The 16,480-nt window shown below is 58.8% G+C and carries 16 protein-coding genes; 5 read left to right on the top strand and 11 right to left on the bottom strand.

The genetic code is table 11. The annotated features are described in order from the left end of the window. Positions 1-661 precede the first annotated feature (661 nt). Together ACFWW4_RS22275 and ACFWW4_RS22270 are read left to right on the top strand one after the other, a co-directional pair. Positions 662-1,765 (top strand): BMP family ABC transporter substrate-binding protein, encoded by a 1,104-nt coding sequence (locus tag ACFWW4_RS22275; RefSeq protein WP_411892841.1) that lies wholly within the window; start codon positions 662-664, stop codon positions 1,763-1,765. A gap of 10 nt (positions 1,766-1,775) precedes the next feature. Further along, entirely contained in the window at positions 1,776-3,530 is a 1,755-nt protein-coding gene (locus tag ACFWW4_RS22270) for a phosphate ABC transporter substrate-binding/OmpA family protein (RefSeq protein WP_411892840.1), read from the top strand. A 212-nt stretch (positions 3,531-3,742) separates the two neighbouring features. Here the strand turns inward: ACFWW4_RS22270 and ACFWW4_RS22265 are convergent, their stop codons facing one another. The 3 genes from ACFWW4_RS22265 to ACFWW4_RS22255 all read right to left on the bottom strand — a co-directional run bounded on the left by ACFWW4_RS22265 (position 3,743) and on the right by ACFWW4_RS22255 (position 6,126). After that, the gene (locus tag ACFWW4_RS22265) at positions 3,743-4,048 is read right to left on the bottom strand and encodes a hypothetical protein (protein WP_411892839.1); all 306 of its coding nucleotides are present in this window, start codon (positions 4,046-4,048) and stop codon (positions 3,743-3,745) included. Between the two features lie 202 nt (positions 4,049-4,250). Continuing rightward, positions 4,251-4,574, bottom strand: coding sequence for a hypothetical protein (locus tag ACFWW4_RS22260; protein ID WP_411892838.1), 324 nt, complete (start codon positions 4,572-4,574; stop codon positions 4,251-4,253). Between the two features lie 676 nt (positions 4,575-5,250). Next, on the bottom strand, positions 5,251-6,126 hold the full coding sequence (locus ACFWW4_RS22255) for a LysR family transcriptional regulator (protein WP_411892837.1): 876 nt from the start codon (positions 6,124-6,126) through the stop codon (positions 5,251-5,253). A 99-nt stretch (positions 6,127-6,225) separates the two neighbouring features. Between ACFWW4_RS22255 and ACFWW4_RS22250 the strand changes: the two genes are divergently transcribed. Further along, positions 6,226-7,281: a sodium-dependent bicarbonate transport family permease gene (locus tag ACFWW4_RS22250; RefSeq protein WP_411892836.1), complete on the top strand. Its 1,056-nt coding sequence runs from the start codon at positions 6,226-6,228 to the stop codon at positions 7,279-7,281. Between the two features lie 36 nt (positions 7,282-7,317). Here ACFWW4_RS22250 and ACFWW4_RS22245 read toward each other — a convergent pair whose 3' ends face one another. The 8 genes from ACFWW4_RS22245 to ACFWW4_RS22210 form a co-directional block, all read right to left on the bottom strand. Beyond that, entirely contained in the window at positions 7,318-7,665 is a 348-nt protein-coding gene (locus ACFWW4_RS22245; RefSeq protein WP_411892835.1) for a hypothetical protein, read from the bottom strand. Between the two features lie 94 nt (positions 7,666-7,759). Beyond that, entirely contained in the window at positions 7,760-8,533 is a 774-nt protein-coding gene (gene cobM / locus ACFWW4_RS22240; RefSeq protein ID WP_411892834.1) for a precorrin-4 C(11)-methyltransferase, read from the bottom strand. A 76-nt stretch (positions 8,534-8,609) separates the two neighbouring features. Next, positions 8,610-10,418 (bottom strand): precorrin-3B C(17)-methyltransferase, encoded by a 1,809-nt coding sequence (gene cobJ, locus ACFWW4_RS22235; protein WP_411892833.1) that lies wholly within the window; start codon positions 10,416-10,418, stop codon positions 8,610-8,612. Next, entirely contained in the window at positions 10,409-11,155 is a 747-nt protein-coding gene (cobI, locus tag ACFWW4_RS22230) for a precorrin-2 C(20)-methyltransferase (RefSeq protein WP_411892832.1), read from the bottom strand. The genes cobJ and cobI overlap by 10 nt, the downstream gene beginning before the upstream one ends. Next, entirely contained in the window at positions 11,152-12,354 is a 1,203-nt protein-coding gene (gene cbiE / locus ACFWW4_RS22225; RefSeq protein WP_411892831.1) for a precorrin-6y C5,15-methyltransferase (decarboxylating) subunit CbiE, read from the bottom strand. The genes cobI and cbiE overlap by 4 nt, the downstream gene beginning before the upstream one ends. Then, positions 12,347-12,988: a precorrin-8X methylmutase gene (locus tag ACFWW4_RS22220; protein WP_411892830.1), complete on the bottom strand. Its 642-nt coding sequence runs from the start codon at positions 12,986-12,988 to the stop codon at positions 12,347-12,349. Before ACFWW4_RS22220 ends, cbiE begins: the two co-directional genes overlap by 8 nt. Before the next feature lie 47 nt (positions 12,989-13,035). Continuing rightward, complete coding sequence (locus tag ACFWW4_RS22215; RefSeq protein WP_411892829.1) at positions 13,036-14,238, bottom strand: sirohydrochlorin chelatase; 1,203 nt, start codon at positions 14,236-14,238, stop codon at positions 13,036-13,038. Continuing rightward, the gene (locus ACFWW4_RS22210; RefSeq protein WP_411892828.1) at positions 14,235-14,444 is read right to left on the bottom strand and encodes a DUF6732 family protein; all 210 of its coding nucleotides are present in this window, start codon (positions 14,442-14,444) and stop codon (positions 14,235-14,237) included. The genes ACFWW4_RS22215 and ACFWW4_RS22210 overlap by 4 nt, the downstream gene beginning before the upstream one ends. Positions 14,445-14,706: 262 nt before the next feature. On the opposite strand from ACFWW4_RS22210, the gene ACFWW4_RS22205 reads away from it, so the two are divergent. After that, the gene (locus ACFWW4_RS22205; RefSeq protein WP_411892827.1) at positions 14,707-15,171 is read left to right on the top strand and encodes a GNAT family N-acetyltransferase; all 465 of its coding nucleotides are present in this window, start codon (positions 14,707-14,709) and stop codon (positions 15,169-15,171) included. A gap of 132 nt (positions 15,172-15,303) precedes the next feature. Continuing rightward, entirely contained in the window at positions 15,304-16,278 is a 975-nt protein-coding gene (locus ACFWW4_RS22200; RefSeq protein WP_411892826.1) for a glutathione S-transferase family protein, read from the top strand. Positions 16,279-16,480: the final 202 nt, after the last annotated feature.

Genomic DNA, 16,480 nt, shown 5'->3' with positions numbered 1-16,480 from the left:
GCACCGCAGCAAGCGCGAAAAGCCTGAACAGAAAGGCGCTCGCGCTCAGTTCAGGCTGCTACCTTCCGCACCCGCAACACGTTGTTTTTCAACAGAAGCGGCAGGAAGCAGCCATTCGCTGCACGTGCGCAAGTGCAAGGTTCAGTTTGACGAAGCGGACGTCTCGACTGTCACCAGTCGAAGAGGCCGCCTGCACTGTCAGGCCAACAAGTCAAAGAAGCGTTGCGGTGAAGGTTCGACCTGGTCAGGAAAGGATACTACCCCGAACGCTTTCGCGCTGCCGCGGAGGAAAATACCTCGCTCATCCATGTGCTCCGGTCTGTGCGGATGGCTTCGGTGCGGTCAGGGCCGAAATACAGCAACGATCGAGCGACCGGGTAAGGGTTGTTTGGGTGTACGCAGCCCAGAACGGTTGGATACAGTGACCTTTGGAAAATTAACGCCTTCCGGCACCTAGAGAAAAAGTTCATTTCTAGGTCGTCTCGCAATTGGCAAAAAATTGGCGAGTAGGGCAGAAGGCCGGAGCATTGATGAGCTTTGACTTCGAGTTGTATCCGGTTTCACAAGTCGGACATACATTTGCCCATTTTTTGAGCAACTGATGAACATGAAGAAAATAGTTTGCAGCAGTGTCCGCTGTAAACCTCATTTGGAGACTAGTATGACATCTGTAACGAGACGGCAGGCCATTGGGATGGCAGCTGCAGCTGCCAGTTCTGCCTGCTTTAGCCCAGCATATGCGCAATCGTTAAAGAAACCAAAAGTTGCATATACGCTCTTATTTGCGCCTGGTGGTGAATACGGGTGGGACTACGAGCATGTTCGCGGCCTGCAGCAAGCCCGGGATGTATATGGTGACCGGGTTCAGATTGACGCCTTTCACGAGGTTGCTGAATGGGGAAATGGCGACAAGGAGAAGTTCCAGGAACTTGTCGATGATGGCTACGATCTGATTTTCACCACCTCTGCCGGCTACATGCGTTCAGCAGTGGAAATCGCACAGCAAAACCCAAATGTGATGTTTGAGTGCTTTGATGGTTACATCCGTGCAGAAAACATATCGACCTTTAACACGCGTTGGTACGAGGGGCGGTATGTGGAAGGGTTCCTTGCAGGTTCGATGTCAAAGAGTAACCGGGTTGGATACCTGGGGGCTTATCCAATTCCACAAGTGATCCGCGGCATCAATGCTGCCTATCTTGGCGCACGATCGGTCAATCCTGATATCGAATTCGATATTGTCTGGCTGAACACATGGTTTGATCCCGAAGGCGAAAGAAACACCGCGCTAGAGCTGTTGGATCGAGGAGCCGATGTATTGATGCAACATACGGTTACCACGGCAGCTGTCGAGGTCGCACAGGAGAATGGCATCTACAGCTTTGGACAAGGCTCCGACATGAGCAAGTGGGGTCCTGATGCGGTGATGACGTCCATGATCAATAACTGGGGTCCATACTACACGCGCCGTATTGGCGAATTTCTTGATGGCACCTGGAAGTCAGAGGACAACTGGTTGGGGTTGGGTCAGAAAATGGTGTCCATGGGTCCATTGCTCGAAACGCTCCCCAACCGCACGGTGCTGCAGGCGGAAGATTTGATCACGCGGCTTTCATCGGGTGAGCAGCATCCGTTCGTTGGTCCGCTGCGCCGGCAAGACGGCTCTGGGTGGCTCGCGCCAGGCGAAACGGCAAGCGAAAGCGATCTGTTGACAATGGACTACTATGTAGACGGGATAGCATCTGTCTATCCGTCGGAAGGCTAAGGGTACAAATATGTTCAGTAAATCTGGTAAGAGTTTCACCTCGCATTTGGCATTGGCGATCGCTCTTCTCGCGACATCTCCAGCCTCGGCGGAAACAATACTGACGGCAATCGATGGCACCGTGACGATCAAGGGTGAACTGCGTGGTATCGACGAAACGGCCTATCGCATCATGACGCCATCGGGCGAACTCGTGGTACGCCGTGAATTCGTGACGTGTTCCGGGGATGGATGCCCTCAGTTGGAGACAGACGAAGCTGTTGATGATGGCGAAGTGACTTTGACATCGCAAGATGGTCGGGTCAAGATTGATGGGCGATTGGTTGATGTCACCAATACGTCCTACATCATTGACACTCCGGGTGGTCGCCTGACAGTACGCCGCGAATTCACCATTTGCGAGGGGGCATCCTGTCCGAGCATCAACATCGAAAGCGATAGGTTCGCGGTTACTGTATCCGGCACCGATGGCGCTGATCTTGTCGCAGCTATTGTCGGCGACTACGCGGCAGCCAAAGACTTCAACCTGACCCAACAACTTGGCGGCGCCGACACGTTGCGCACATTGCTTGTCGGTAATGAGAGAGGTCTGGAAATCTCGCGTATCGCAATTCGAGAGATGCAAGCGGCAGAGGCGATAAAGGCGCTGATCGATGGTGATAGTCAGTTCGCAATCACCCGTAATCGGATCACACCGGCGGTGCTTTCTGCGCAGCTAGGAACCGAAATCTCAGAAATCTCAGAATATCTGAATGAAGAAATCATTGGTCTGGATGCCGTCAGCTTTGTGGTTGGTGCCACCAGCGGCATCGATGTCATCAGCCTTGGTGACGCACAATCGATCATGAATGGCAGCATCAGAAACTGGTCGCAACTTGGTGGCGCGGATATGCCAATCAAGCTTCATACTATGGCTGACAACAGCGGTATGATGGATCAGCTTCGAGCGTGGGGTATGGTGAATACCGCCAACCTTCCTGACGCAGTCCTTCATAACTCTGTTGACGCCCTGAACGCAGCGATCAATGCGGATTCATCCGCCTTTGGTGTTATTTACAGATCGCAGGCATCTGGGGTGAAAGCTCTGAACTTGGCATCCGCCTGCAACATCTTTGTTGATAACTCGGACTTTGCGATCCAAACTGAAGAACATCCTCTAGCACTGCGCTGGTACCAATACAGCATGAAAGATGGCGGGGGTTCTGAATTTGCCCAGAATGTCAGCCGGTTCATACCAACCGACTTTGGGCAGCAGTCTATCGCTTCCCGCGGGTTGGTGACGCAGCAATTGCAGATCGTGCCGATGCAGGAGCAGGGTGCGCGGCTGTTATCGACCGTTTTGGCCGGCAATGGTGATCGCGTGTCAAACACAGTCATGCGAAACTATTTTAATGAGGCATCGAATGCCCGCCGCATCTCCACATCGCTGCGGTTTTTGAGCGGCAATGCGACGCTCGACACCAAAGCGGAAAGCGATATTGATCGTATATCGGAAATCGTTCGCTCAAGTGAGTACGAAGGCTATGAGGTTCTGGTTTTTGGGTTCAGCGACTCGTACGGTACGCTGGAGGCCAACCTGAACCTATCCGAACGGCGGGCCAACTCAGTGCGGGATCTGCTGCTGAACAAGAACCCCGGCTACCTGGAAACCGGCACGGTGCGTAGTTTTGGGATCGGACCAATCGCCCCGGTCGGCTGCAACGAGTTTGCCGAAGGTCGCGAACAGAACCGTCGGGTGGAAATCTGGATTCGGCCGCGGGCCTAACAAAGACACTATCTGAATTCGATCTGGCGCTCCATTTTGGGGCGCCAGAATTTGTTTCAGACCTGAAATTCACTGAATTTGATCTCTCACGACCCATCTCTTTTGCGATGCGTGGTGAGTGAGGTGAAAAACCAGAATGCCAATAACTCAATTGAAAAAGGGCATCCGATACGAATGCCCTTCCGAAACTATGAGAAGCTTATTCTGTTTCGTTAATTGTTGAGGTTCGCAGCAGAAACTTTCCACTCATATTGTGTAATCAGTGCCGTCATCTGCGCTTGGTGCTGCAAGGGCAGCGTCACATTGGGTGATATGCCTTTGGCGGCATAGGTTGCCGCGGACCAGTCTGTTTGTGCCGATGCCGAAACAAGCTGTGCCTGATGCTCGATCGTGTGTGCGACACCTACCATAACATATGTTGTTGGTACCCATGTCGTGTTAGCCGCTTCCGAGATTAGTTGAGCCTGATGCGTGACGGTCGCAGACGTGGCAATGGTGCCCACATATCTGTCAGCCATTCGGCCTGCGCTTGTTTCGGCGGTAGCGCCCGTGCATATTACCACGCCGAGGGCTGCCGCCCCAATCGTTCTGTAAGTCATTATTCTCTCCTACTGACTAACCAAACCATCTGAAACCAACTCAGACGAGCCATCGATTAACTCACTTAACTAGCCTGAAAAAAATGCCGTAAATGTGACTGCGGGGGGTCAAAGTGTAGACTCACCTTGGATTTTTTGTTGGGCTATCCGTGCCGTGCAGGGCTAAGACTTGACCGGCGGGGGCATCGTGAATGTGGCGCAGTTCGCGGCCATCGAGGCGGCGGCACGGGGCGACGGACACGTTTGCCTGGCCGGCGTCGAGCTTGGCATCCGCCGCGAGATCGAAAAAGAAGGCGGGGTATTCCAGGCAGCGGACCCCCAGACCAAGCAAGGAAACCGGTGCTGAGCGTTTCAGGCGGCGGGTAAGGTCATGATCGACCTGTCCGCCAATGAGATCACGGCGCGTGCGTAACCCCAACAAGGCCACGATCCGCATATCGATCAACAGGCCGGATACATATGAGCGACTTCCGAGAACATGCGAAGAATTCAATTGCGAACAGTAGCCGGTACTTACATAAGGGCCGTTCTACTTCACAGAACAGTAAGCCCTTCTTTTTGTGATCTTTGGCGACAATGATGCCCGCCTTGCCCAAGACAACAACAAGAACGCCACCAATCGAACCTGCAACAACCGAATTTATTGCGACAGCTGTGCCCATCAAAGCCAATCCCATGTTACCAACCAGCAATGTGAGTGTCATGGCACTTAGGATAGGTACGACCAAAAGAAGCTGTACGAAAAGCGGGTAGCTTCGGAACCGTTTCCAAATAGCGGCGGCAACAGGTTTAGTGCGTTCGAACATTCGGCGCTTTTCAATGATCTAGTTCCATGACGAGTGCACGTATTGGGGGTTCGAAGTCAATGACTACTGTAGGCTGAGTGGCCCTCGGCGCGCAGCAAGTCTGGCAGTTAGAGTGAATGTCCCCTCTGACGGGCCGAACCGCAGCATCGAGACACGATACCCAATGACTGGTATGGGCCGCCTGCACGTTTAACCCTTCCTTCACCTTTCCCACCGCACGCCCCGTTAACCCACCCCACCGTACGGTGGGGTCCGACGTTTTGCCGACGCAAGTCCGACGTGATGCCGACACGGTTTTCGCAAGGGTCCCTGGCGTTAACCGCTTGCGCCCAAGTTAACCCCGATCAGCCGTTCCAATTCCGGATGTGGGAAGCTCCGGCGGACCGTCACCGCGAAAAAGCTCTCCGAGATATTCAGATCAAACGGCGCCGTCCGCAGCCGCCCTGACGCGATTTCATCCGCCAGCACCACTGTCGGGGCCACGGCCAGCCCGGCATCCGCCCGCGCCAGAAGCCGTATCATCGCCATGTCATCCACATCCGCCACAATCCGCGGCGACACGCCCAACCGCGCCACCAGACTGTCAAACGCCACCCGTATGGCGTTATCTGTCGGCACGATAAGTGGTTCATTTTTCAGTATTTCTTTCAGTGATCCGTGGTGCATCCGGGCCGACACACCATGCAGCGCCACGGTCTGTTCGGCAATGCGATGGGCCGTGAAATCGCCCCCAGCCTGTGGCGGCTCCGTCGTCAAAACCACATCCAGCGCCAGCGATGTCAGCGCCTCGAACAGCACCCGCGCGCTCCCTGATTTCAGCACCAGATCTACATCGCCCCTGCCAAGAACCGGTTCCAGAAACCGCAACTGAAAATTCCGGGACAGGGTCGACAGCGCCCCAACCCGCAATGGCGTCTTAACATCACCGCTTGACGCTAAAGTGGCCAGTAGTTCCGCCCCCGTTCCAAAAATCCGATCCGCATGATCCAGCACAATCCGCCCCACCTCTGTCAGCTCCAATCGTCGGCCGACCCGGTCAAACAGGGCATGGCCCAGCCGTGCCTCTAACTGCTTGATTTGTATAGACAACGCCGACTGCGACAGATTCACACGCTCCGCCGTACGGGTCAGGTTGCCATCATGGGCGACCGCATGAAAGTAGCGCAAGTGGTGATAGTTCAGATTATCCATAGTTCTATTTTTTAGAATGATACTGGATAATCTTTATATTTTTAATGCGACCAAATCCACTGCATATCCCCCGCAACACCAGATCAAAAGGGGGTCCGCATGGACATCATCATCGAAATCGCCACTACAATGGTCGCCCAGATGCAAAAGCCGACACTGGCATTTCTCTTGGGAGGCATGATGCTCGCCGCCTTGGGCAGCAAACTCGAAGTCCCTGATCCCGTTTATAAATTCATCGTCATCCTGCTCCTGCTCAAGGTCGGGCTTGGTGCGGGTATATCCATTCGCGAGGCTGATTTTGTCTCACTCATGGTGCCCGCCATTGGTGCTGCCGTCATCGGGATCACCATTGTTCTGCTTGGCAGCCAGACCCTCGCCCGCTGGCGCGGCGTTTCACCGATGGACGGCATGGCCACCGCCGGTCTTTTTGGCGCGGTTTCTGCCTCCACCCTCGCGGCTGGTATGGCCATGCTGGACAGTGAAGGCATCTTTTACGAAGGCTTCATCGGTGCGCTCTATCCGTTCATGGATATCGCCGCGCTGGTCACTGCCATCGTGCTTGCCCGGATGAGCGCGACACGCAAGACCGTCAGTGCAACGGGTGGCGGGGCTGCGACCATAACGGTCGGCGGCGGAGGCAGCGCCAACTTCAATAGCGATCTTGTCAAGGGCATCCTTGTGGACACACTGCGCAGCCCCGCCATCTCGGCCTTGCTTCTGGGGATCATGATCGGCCTCTTCGCCCGGCCAGAGAGCGTCTATGAAAGCTTCTACGAACCGCTTTTCCGGGGGCTTCTGTCAATCCTGATGCTGATCATGGGGATGGAAGCATGGTCGCGCCTGTCAGAACTGCGCAAGGTTGCCCACGCCTATGTCCTTTACGGGATCACCGCACCGATCATCCATGGGCTTCTCGGTTTTGGCGTCGGGCTAGCCGCCCATCACCTGACTGGTTTCTCTGCCGGTGGTGTGGTGTTGCTATCGATCATGGCAGCGTCAAGCTCCGACATCTCCGGCCCGCCCACGATGCGCGGTGCCCTGCCAGACGCGAACCCGTCCGCTTATGTCGGCTCATCAACCGGCCTTGGCACGCCCGTCGCGATCCTGAGCATCCCGCTCTTTATCGCGCTGGCAGACCAATTCATCGGGTTCTAGAAAAGACAACGCCATCGCCGCATCTGCGGCGGTGGCTCAATTGCCGATCAGCCCGGCGGGCACAAAGTCCGGGCGCACGAAATCTGCGGCCGGTTTATCCGCCACGGGCGTCAGCCATTTGAATTCAAACACCCGCTCATCATCCTCATCCACGGATGATACAACCAGGCACTGATACAAATGCTTGGGCCCATCATAAATGTCGACGTGGCCGCGCAGCCGCTCAGACCCATCCAGATCAAGGGCAAAGCCCCCATCCCAGAACCGCCGAATGCGATAGGTATCATCCCCATCATGCACCACCAGCCGGTCCTTGCGCTTCAACGCAGCTTTCCGTGCTTCTTCCAAACCCTGCCGCACGGCCTCAGGCAAAAACGTATACATCACTAACCCCTCCAAGCATGACCGAGGATGACCCAAGTATAGTAAATTTCAAGTAACGATATCCGTGCCTCTGCGCACAAACCCCACAAAACCCTTATAAATTTGCCTTCACGCGCGGGCGCAGAACATGCGGTTTGGCCGCATCATACAGTGCGCTATCCGGAAACCCGTGCGAATCAGCCAATGCAGGCCCCACGAGAATCAGCGCTGTCCGTGTGATCTTGGCCGCCCGCACCTTCTCACGCACATCCGTCAACGTCCCCCGGATAATCATCTGATCGGGCCAGCCTACCCGGTAGATCACCGCGACCGGGCAATCCGCGCCATAGTGTGGCACCAACTGCCGTTCGATCTCGCGCAGTGCCCTGATGCCCAGGTGAATGGCCAGCGTCGCCCCGGACCGCGCAAAGTTCTCCAACGTCTCGCCAGCAGGCATAGACGTCGATTTCATCGACATCCGCGTCAGCACAATGGATTGCGCCACCTCCGGCACGGTCAGTTCCGTTCCCAAAGCCGCTGCAGCAGCCGCGTAGGCCGGCACGCCCGGGATGATCTGATAATCAATCCCATCCGCCTTCAATCGCCGGATCTGCTCCGCGATTGCGCCGTAAAGCGACGGATCGCCCGAATGCACCCGCGCCACATCCTGCCCCTTAGCATGCGCTTCCAGGATCACCCCGTGCGTCTCATCCAGCGTCATCGGCGCGGTATCCATCACCAGCGCTTCCTCCGGCGCACAGGCCACAACCTCCGCAGGCACCAGCGACCCGGCGTAAAGACACACAGGACAGACCCCGATCACCCGCGCGGCTTTCAGCGTCAAAAGCTCCGGGTCACCCGGCCCGGCACCGATAAAATAAACTGTCATTTCTTTCTTCCATAAATACTCCCGCCGGAGGCAGCGGGATGGCGGGTGGGGCGCATTTCGCGCCAGCGAAACAGCGTCACCCCGCCAGATCTCCATCAATCTTGCGGGCATAGCCGCGCGGCGTATACATCCGTGGCCCGTCACCCAGTTCCGCCAACCGCGAATGAGATGACCCCACCAGAACAACGGTCAGCATATCCACCTCATCCACCTGCAGTTCGTCTAACCGGCGATAGCGTACATGCTCCTCCGGTCGGCCCAGCGATGACGCCAGCATCACCGGCGTCGATCCGGGGCGATGCGCCAGCAGAATATCCCGCGCCTCGGCTAGCAAGGTACGCCGCCGCATCGACACCGGATTATAAAAGGCAATCACGAAATCCCCCTCTGCCGCTGCCCGCAATCGCTTGATGATATCCTCACGCGGGGTCAGCAGATCAGACAGCGAAATCGCACAAAAGTCATGACCCAGCGGCGCACCCGCCCGTGCCGCAGCCCCCTGCAACGCACTCACGCCCGGCGAACAAACCACCTCAACCCGGCGCGCCGCATCCGACACGCCCATCTGATCCGGCCCACGATCCAGCAACTCGAAAACCAGTGCGCCCATCGCGTAAATCCCCGCATCGCCCGAACAGACAAGCGCGACATTCTTACCCTTGCCCGCCTGCTCCAACGCGTAGCGGCAGCGATCCTCTTCACCGCCCAATGGAAAATCCGACCGGTCCTTGCCCACAGCCAACGGCCCCAGCAGATCGATATAGAGCCCATATCCCACCAGCTCATCCGCCTCGGCCACAAGGCGCGACACCTCCGGCGTCCGCCACGCTGCCTGCCCCGGACCAATGCCCACAACAGACAACCGGCCGCGCGCCCGGCCGCGCAGTTCCACCAAGGACTCAGGGGCCACAACCAACGCACAGGTCGCGTTCGCGGTCTTGCGTTTCGTCACCATAAACTCACCCGCTGGCCCGGCCTGCGCCAGTGCCGCAGCTTCGGCCACACCATGCGTGCCCACTTCCGCAAAGACGACCTCCGACGGGTTGACCAGCCGCGGCGTCTCCGCCTCCAACGCATCCGCCTCAAACAAGCGCAAAGGCACGGCCAGATCATCCGCCAGAGCGATAATCGCCGGCTCATCCGCCTTCAGCGTGATCGTGTTGACCGAATGCACCGCCGCGGGCGTCACCCCGGCCTCCGCCAGCACATCCCGCACCAACCCCGCCAATTCCTCCGACGGACAGTTCCGCGCACAGCCCACACCCAGCGCCAGACGCTGCGGCGCAAACTGCAGATGGGCCGGCCCCAGATCATCCTGCCGCGCCATCCCGCAGGTCAAACGCACCGCATCGCCCTTCGGCAACTCGGCCAGCCACGGCGCATCACCACGCACATCCGCACCGCCACCCGACAGCAACGCGGCCATTGCACCTTTCGCATCGTCGCGGTTCACCAGCCGCCACCCTGCAGGCGGCGCATCCAGCGCCACGCCCAGCGCCACATCTCCCGCCGTCGTAACCGCCGCAACAGCGCCCAGCGCTAGCGATATCTCCGAAGCCAACCGGTTCGCTCCACGATGCCCACCCAACAGCGGCACAACCACGGCCCCATCATCCGACACCGAAATCACTGGCGGCTCTGTCGTCTTGTCCGCCAGCAACGGGGCCACCGCGCGGATCAGGATGCCGGATGCACAAATCCCCACCACTGGCACGCCAGCCGCAAACAGATCACGCGCATGGTCCAACGCATTGGGAAAGAACGCATCGGCCCTCTCCACTCGACCTTCGCGGCCATGCACCTGCGCACCCAACACGCCAGCGACGCGATGCGCCGTGTCCTCGCCCGACCGGGACAACGCAAGCACGACAGGTTTCACAGCCATGGATCGGCCCCTTTGGTCAGTAAGATCATCGAAAAATATGGGGCCGTGTCCGGCGCCTCCGCCAGCGGCAATACGACCTCTTCCGGCAATGTCGCCCGCTCCACATAAACCGCCTGTTCCGTCAGGCCCAGGCCGCCGATCACCGCGCGGATCTTCGGCAAATGGCGCCCCACCTTCATGATCGCCACGCTTTCGGCCCCATCGATCCGGGCGCGCAGCTCATCCTCACGCAATGGCCCCGGCAACACTGTCAGCCGCTCATTACGGGCCGCCAATGGCATGCCCGCCCGCGCAGCACAGGCCGTGATCGACGTGACACCGGGCACCACCTCCACCCGATAGCGATCCGCCAGCCGGGCAAACAGATACATGAAAGAGCCATAGAAAAACGGATCGCCCTCACACAGGCATACAACGTCATGACCCGCATCCAAAGCTCCGGCGATCCGCGCGGCCCCATCGTCATAAGCATCCTGCGCTGGCGCGCGCTCCACGCTCATCGGCACATCCATCACGATCTCTTCGGCCGCCGCCGGGATCAGATCGGCCGCAATCCCCCGGGCAAAACTCGCTGCGCCCGCCAATGTCGGATAGGCCACAACCGCGGCCCCCGCAATCAACCGGGCCGCGCGCAAGGTGATCAGGTCCGGTGCCCCCGGCCCCACGCCCACCCCGTAAAGCACCCCACGGGATGGCGGGAGGGGCGCATTGGCATCGCCAACAGCGTCTCCCGTCATCGCTTCACCAAGCTCCACTGCGTGACCGGCATCAGGGGTCGCCAGCCAGTCAAACGACCCACGGGCTCCGCCCGATGCACGGACAGCTTCACCAGATCGCCACCGCGCTCCTTGTGCAGCGCGATCAGCTCCGCCTCGCTCTCCAGCGTCACCGCATTGGCAACCATCCGGCCCAACGGGCGCAAGGCATCCCACGCCGCGTCAAATGTCTCGCGGCTCAACCCGCCGCCAATGAAAATCGCATCCGGCGCATCCAGACCGTCCAGCGCATCCGGCACAACCCCGTCCACCAGTTCCAGCTTCGGCACACCCAGCGCCAGCGCATTCGCCGCCGCCATCGCCCGCCTGTCGGCACGTGGCTCGATCCCCACCGCACGGGCATAGCGCGCCGCCCGCATCCACTCGATCGCGACCGATCCGCAACCACAGCCGATATCCCAGAGCAGCGCCCCACGCATCGGCATCAGCTTGGCCACCGTGGCCGCGCGCACCTCCTGCTTGGTCATCGTGCCATCGGACTGAAACAGATGATCCGCCAACCCCGGCACACGGGGCAACAACGCGGCATCCGGGGCGGCAATACATTCCACAGCCAGGGTGTTGAACGCCGGCACCACATGATCCCAGTTGGCGGCGACTCCATCAAACCGGGTCTCATTCTTGCCTCCCATGGCCGCCAGTACCGTCATCTTCGACTGACCAAACCCGCGCTCGGTCAGGAACCGGGCAATCTGCCCCGGTGTCTCTTCCCCCGTGGTCAGCACCAACAGCCGCGCATCCGGCTGGATAAAGGCGATCATCTGCTCGACCGGACGGCCATGCACCGTCAGCGTCTCCACATCCGGCAATGACCATCCCATACGGGCCGATGCCAGTTGAAACGCCGATAATTGCGGATGATAAACAATCTGCGCAGGATCAATCGCCCGGCCAATCTTGGCACCCACCGAATACCAAAGCGGATCACCAGTGGCGAGCACGACAACACGCCGCCCCCGCAACCCTTCAATGGTCTCGATCAGCGCATCAAACGGATGTGGCCATGCCATCCGCTCCGCCACCAGATTATCCGCCAGTGTATGATGACGCTCACCACCGATAATAATCTCGGCGGCCTCCACAACAGCCCGGGTCGCAGGCAACAGCCCGTCCATCCCGTCTTCGCCAATACCCACGATATGCAGCCAGGGATCAGACATCTTCCGGCAACCCCGCTGCCAGCGCATTCACCGCGGCTGATGCCATGGCCGACCCGCCACGCCGTCCGCGCAAGGCGACATATTCGCAGCCGCGCGGATCGCGGGCCAGTTCCGCCTTGCTTTCAGCGGCGCCCACAAAGCCAACCGGAAAGCCCAGAATGACGGCAGGTTTTGGCCAGCCCTTTTCCAACAGTTCCAGCAGATGGAACAACGCCGTCGGGGCATTGCCAATCGCCACAACGGCACCGGCCAGATGGTCCCGCCACAACTCCACCGCTGCCGCAGACCGTGTATTGCCGATGTCCTGCGCAAGGCCCGGTACCGTCGCATCATTCAACGTCACGATCACCTTATTCTGCGCAGGCAGATAGCGGCGGATAATCCCCGCCCCCACCATCTCGCAATCGCACAGCACAGGCGCACCGGCCTGCAAGGCCGCGTGTCCCACCGCAGCGGCATGGGCGGAATAGGACAGACGGTCCGCAATCTCGACCATGCCGCAAGCATGGATCAGGCGCGTCATCAATGGGCGCATATCCATCGGAAACCGGTCCAGCCGCGCCTCATCGCGCACCGTAGCAAAGCTCTGTGCATAAATCGCCTGCGGGTCTTTTTCATACGGTCTCAACAGCATACCTCATCCGCGATGGACGCCAATTTTCTTCCCAGAAAATCGTCGCCTTAGCCCCTCGTCTTACGTGCGCTTTCCGGACCATGCGGATGGTCCGCATGGGGGTATGGCGCGTGATGATGGTGATGATGATCGTGGTCGTGATCATGATGATGGTGGTGATGGTGATGGTCATGCGCGTGCTGCGCCTTCAACCGACACATCCCCGTGCAGAATGTATCGCACAGCGTGCAATCCGCCACGTTCGACCCCGGCGCATTGGCACCCTGCCCTTCGACATGGTGGTGGTGGCTTTCCTGAACGGCACCAACCTCTGCCTCGAAACCGACAACCTGCACCCGGTACTTGCACAGCACACAGGTCGGCGGCGGCACGGCACCAAAGGCCGGATGGTTGCGATCCTCCGCCTTGATATGCAGATGCCCACCATCCTCCAGCGCCAGCACCTGTTCGCGATAGCCGCAAATCCCGCAATTGGGTGGCGGGGTATCGCTGTCCTGCTCCATGATCCGCTCGGCAAAGGTTTCCAGCACCTTGGGATGGTCGCCCAAATACCCGGCTTTCACGAACTGGATATCGGGATGTTCGGCGGCCACCTGATCGGTGAAACCATAGATCCGGTCAATCAGAATGCCCGAGAACAGGAAATACGGAAACACGATAACACGCTTGTAGGGCAGCATCGCCACATGCTGCAGGCACGGTTCTACCAGCGGGAATGTCACCCCGGAATAACCCACCTCGCACCAGCCGAACCCCATGCCTTCCTGCAGCATCCGGGCAATCTTGGCCACATTGCCATTCGCATCCGGGTCAGAGGCACCGCGCCCGATCACAACCAAACAGGTCTCGACCAGCGGCATCTCACCCAATTCGGCATTGGCGCGATCCACAGCCTCCTGAATGCGGCCGGCGGCAGCGGCGATCATTTTGGGATCAACGCCCAGCTCGCGTCCATAGCTGACCTGCATCCCATGCTTGGCCGCATAGGTGTTCAGCACTGTCGGAATATCATTCTTGGCATGCATCGCCGCAAACAGCATGCCCGGCACCGCCAGAATGCGCTCGCACCCGGCCTCGCGCAGATGATCCAGACCATCGCGGATCACCGGATTGGCGAACTCCAGATAGCCGTAATCGGTGATCCAATCCGGGGGCAGATACCCGGGCAATTTCTCGGCCAGCACCGCAAATTCATCCACCGCCGACTGGCTGCGCGAGCCATGGCCGCAGATCATCACACCGGTTTTCATGCGGTTTCCTCTTCCTGCTCTTCATCCTCGGGCTCCGGGTCCTTTTTCTTGCCCTTCAACGCGCCCCAGATTGCGGCCAGCCCGGCCAGACCAATCGCAGCACCCGCAACCCAATGATCATGCCCTGCCAATTCGCCCCAATGGCCGGGATGGGCCGCCACAGCAGAGCCTGCAAAAACCAGCATCAGGGAAAGCAAAACACGCATCGGGTCCTCCGTTTCATATCAAGACCAGAGGCCCGGATGATCCGGGGTTTGACGACGTGGTGCTTGGGTCCCCGTTTTGGGTCAACCGCCTCACCTCCAACCGTTCTGGCCACATCGGGCTTCGTCTGCACAGACGTATAAGGCGCGGAACCGCCCGGGGCAAACCGATATGCGACGGTTCGGAACAATCCGGCGGCAGCATATCGGTGAAACGACGCGGGGTTATTGCCAGCACCCACATGCGCAGGCATCCTCCACCCTCATGAGCCATCAACCCACCATCCGCGCAGCCGGCCCGGACGATATTGAAAACCTTCTGGATCTCTACGCGCAGATGACCCCGAACCAGCAGCGTTGCCCGCCCGAAGTCGCCACCGATATCCTGACGCGGTTCGAAAAATACGATGGCAGCGCGATCCTTCTGGCCGAGGTCGACAAGACACTTGTCGCATCCTGCGCGCTGATTATCGTCCCCAACCTGACCAGAGGCGGGGCACCCTTCGCCCTGATCGAAAACGTGGTCACCGACACAGGTCACCGGCGGCAGGGCTATGGCAAGCTGATCCTGAACGCCGCCACTGACCGCGCATGGCAATGCGGGTGTTACAAGGTCATGCTGCTGGCGGGATCGCTGGAGCCATCGATACTGTCCTTCTACGAAAGGGCCGGATTTGCCCAGTCAAAGACCGGTTTTCAAATGCGACGGTCGCCAAAACGCACCGCCTAATCCGCCCGGCCGGCGACCAAAGCACACCAAATCCAGCCCTATGTGCAATCGCGCACGGTCCCTGCGCCTCGGTCCGCATTGGTTCATTAACGCAATTGCGCTAACTCCTCCACCAGCAATAGGAGCATCGCTATGGGCCAACTGGTTGACGGCGTCTGGCATGACGTCTGGTATGATACGAAATCGACAGGCGGGGCTTTCAAACGCTCCAACGCGAAGTTCCGCAACTGGATCACCGCTGACGGGTCCGCCGGACCATCCGGCGAGGGCGGGTTCAAGGCCGAATCCGGGCGCTACCACCTCTATGTCTCCTACGCGTGCCCATGGGCGCATCGGACGCTGGTCTTCCGCAAACTGAAAGGACTGACCGATCACATTGGCATCTCGGCCGTCCACCCCGACATGCTGTCCGATGGCTGGACGTTCGAGACCGATGACAAAGGGGCCACCGGCGACACGCTCTACGGTCTGCCTTTTGCGCGGGACATATACATTAAAGCAGACCCGAACATCTCTGGCCGGGTGACCGTACCGATCCTTTGGGACAAACAGCGCGAAACCATCGTGTCCAACGAATCCTCCGAAATCATCCGTATGTTCAACAGCGCCTTCAACGACATCACCGGCAACAGCGAAGACTTCTGGCCGGCAGACCTGCAGGCCGACATTGAACCCGTCAACGACAGAATCTACGACACGCTCAACAACGGGGTCTACAAATCCGGATTCGCCACCACGCAAGAGGCCTATGACAAAGCCATCCACCCGCTTTTCGACACGCTCGACTGGCTCGAGGACCGGCTAGGCCAGAACCGCTATCTGATGGGTGATCAGATCACCGAGGCCGACTGGCGGCTTTGGACGACGCTGATCCGGTTCGACATGGTCTATCACCAGCATTTCAAATGTAACCGCAAGCGGATTATGGATTACCCCAACCTGTTCGGGTTCACCCGCGAACTATACCGGTGGGATGGGGTGGCCGAGACGGTCAATTTCGACCACATCGTGCGGCACTATCACTACAGCCACGAAACCATCAATCCAAACCGGATTATCCCGATCAACCCACAGATTGATTGGACCGCGCCGCACGGGCGGGGCTAGGGGGCGTCAGCCTTTGGAACATAGCACCGGTTTCAGGCAAAATTGCTCAGTTCCAGGAAACAGAGCGCAGGACTAGCCGGCTAATTCAAGCTCTGTTGACGCAGAAATGGGCAATTTTGGCGAAACCCCTGCGGGGCGCGGCGCATTTTGCCGCTGACAAGCTGATTTGCCCTGCCGATGACCCACATCGCTGCGGTCAAAT

Origin of the sequence: Yoonia sp. SDW83-1 (assembly GCF_046762885.1) — a bacterium.
GTDB lineage: Bacteria > Pseudomonadota > Alphaproteobacteria > Rhodobacterales > Rhodobacteraceae > Yoonia.
Note: the sequence above shows the minus strand (reverse complement) of the source record. Positions and strands in the feature narration are given on the sequence as shown.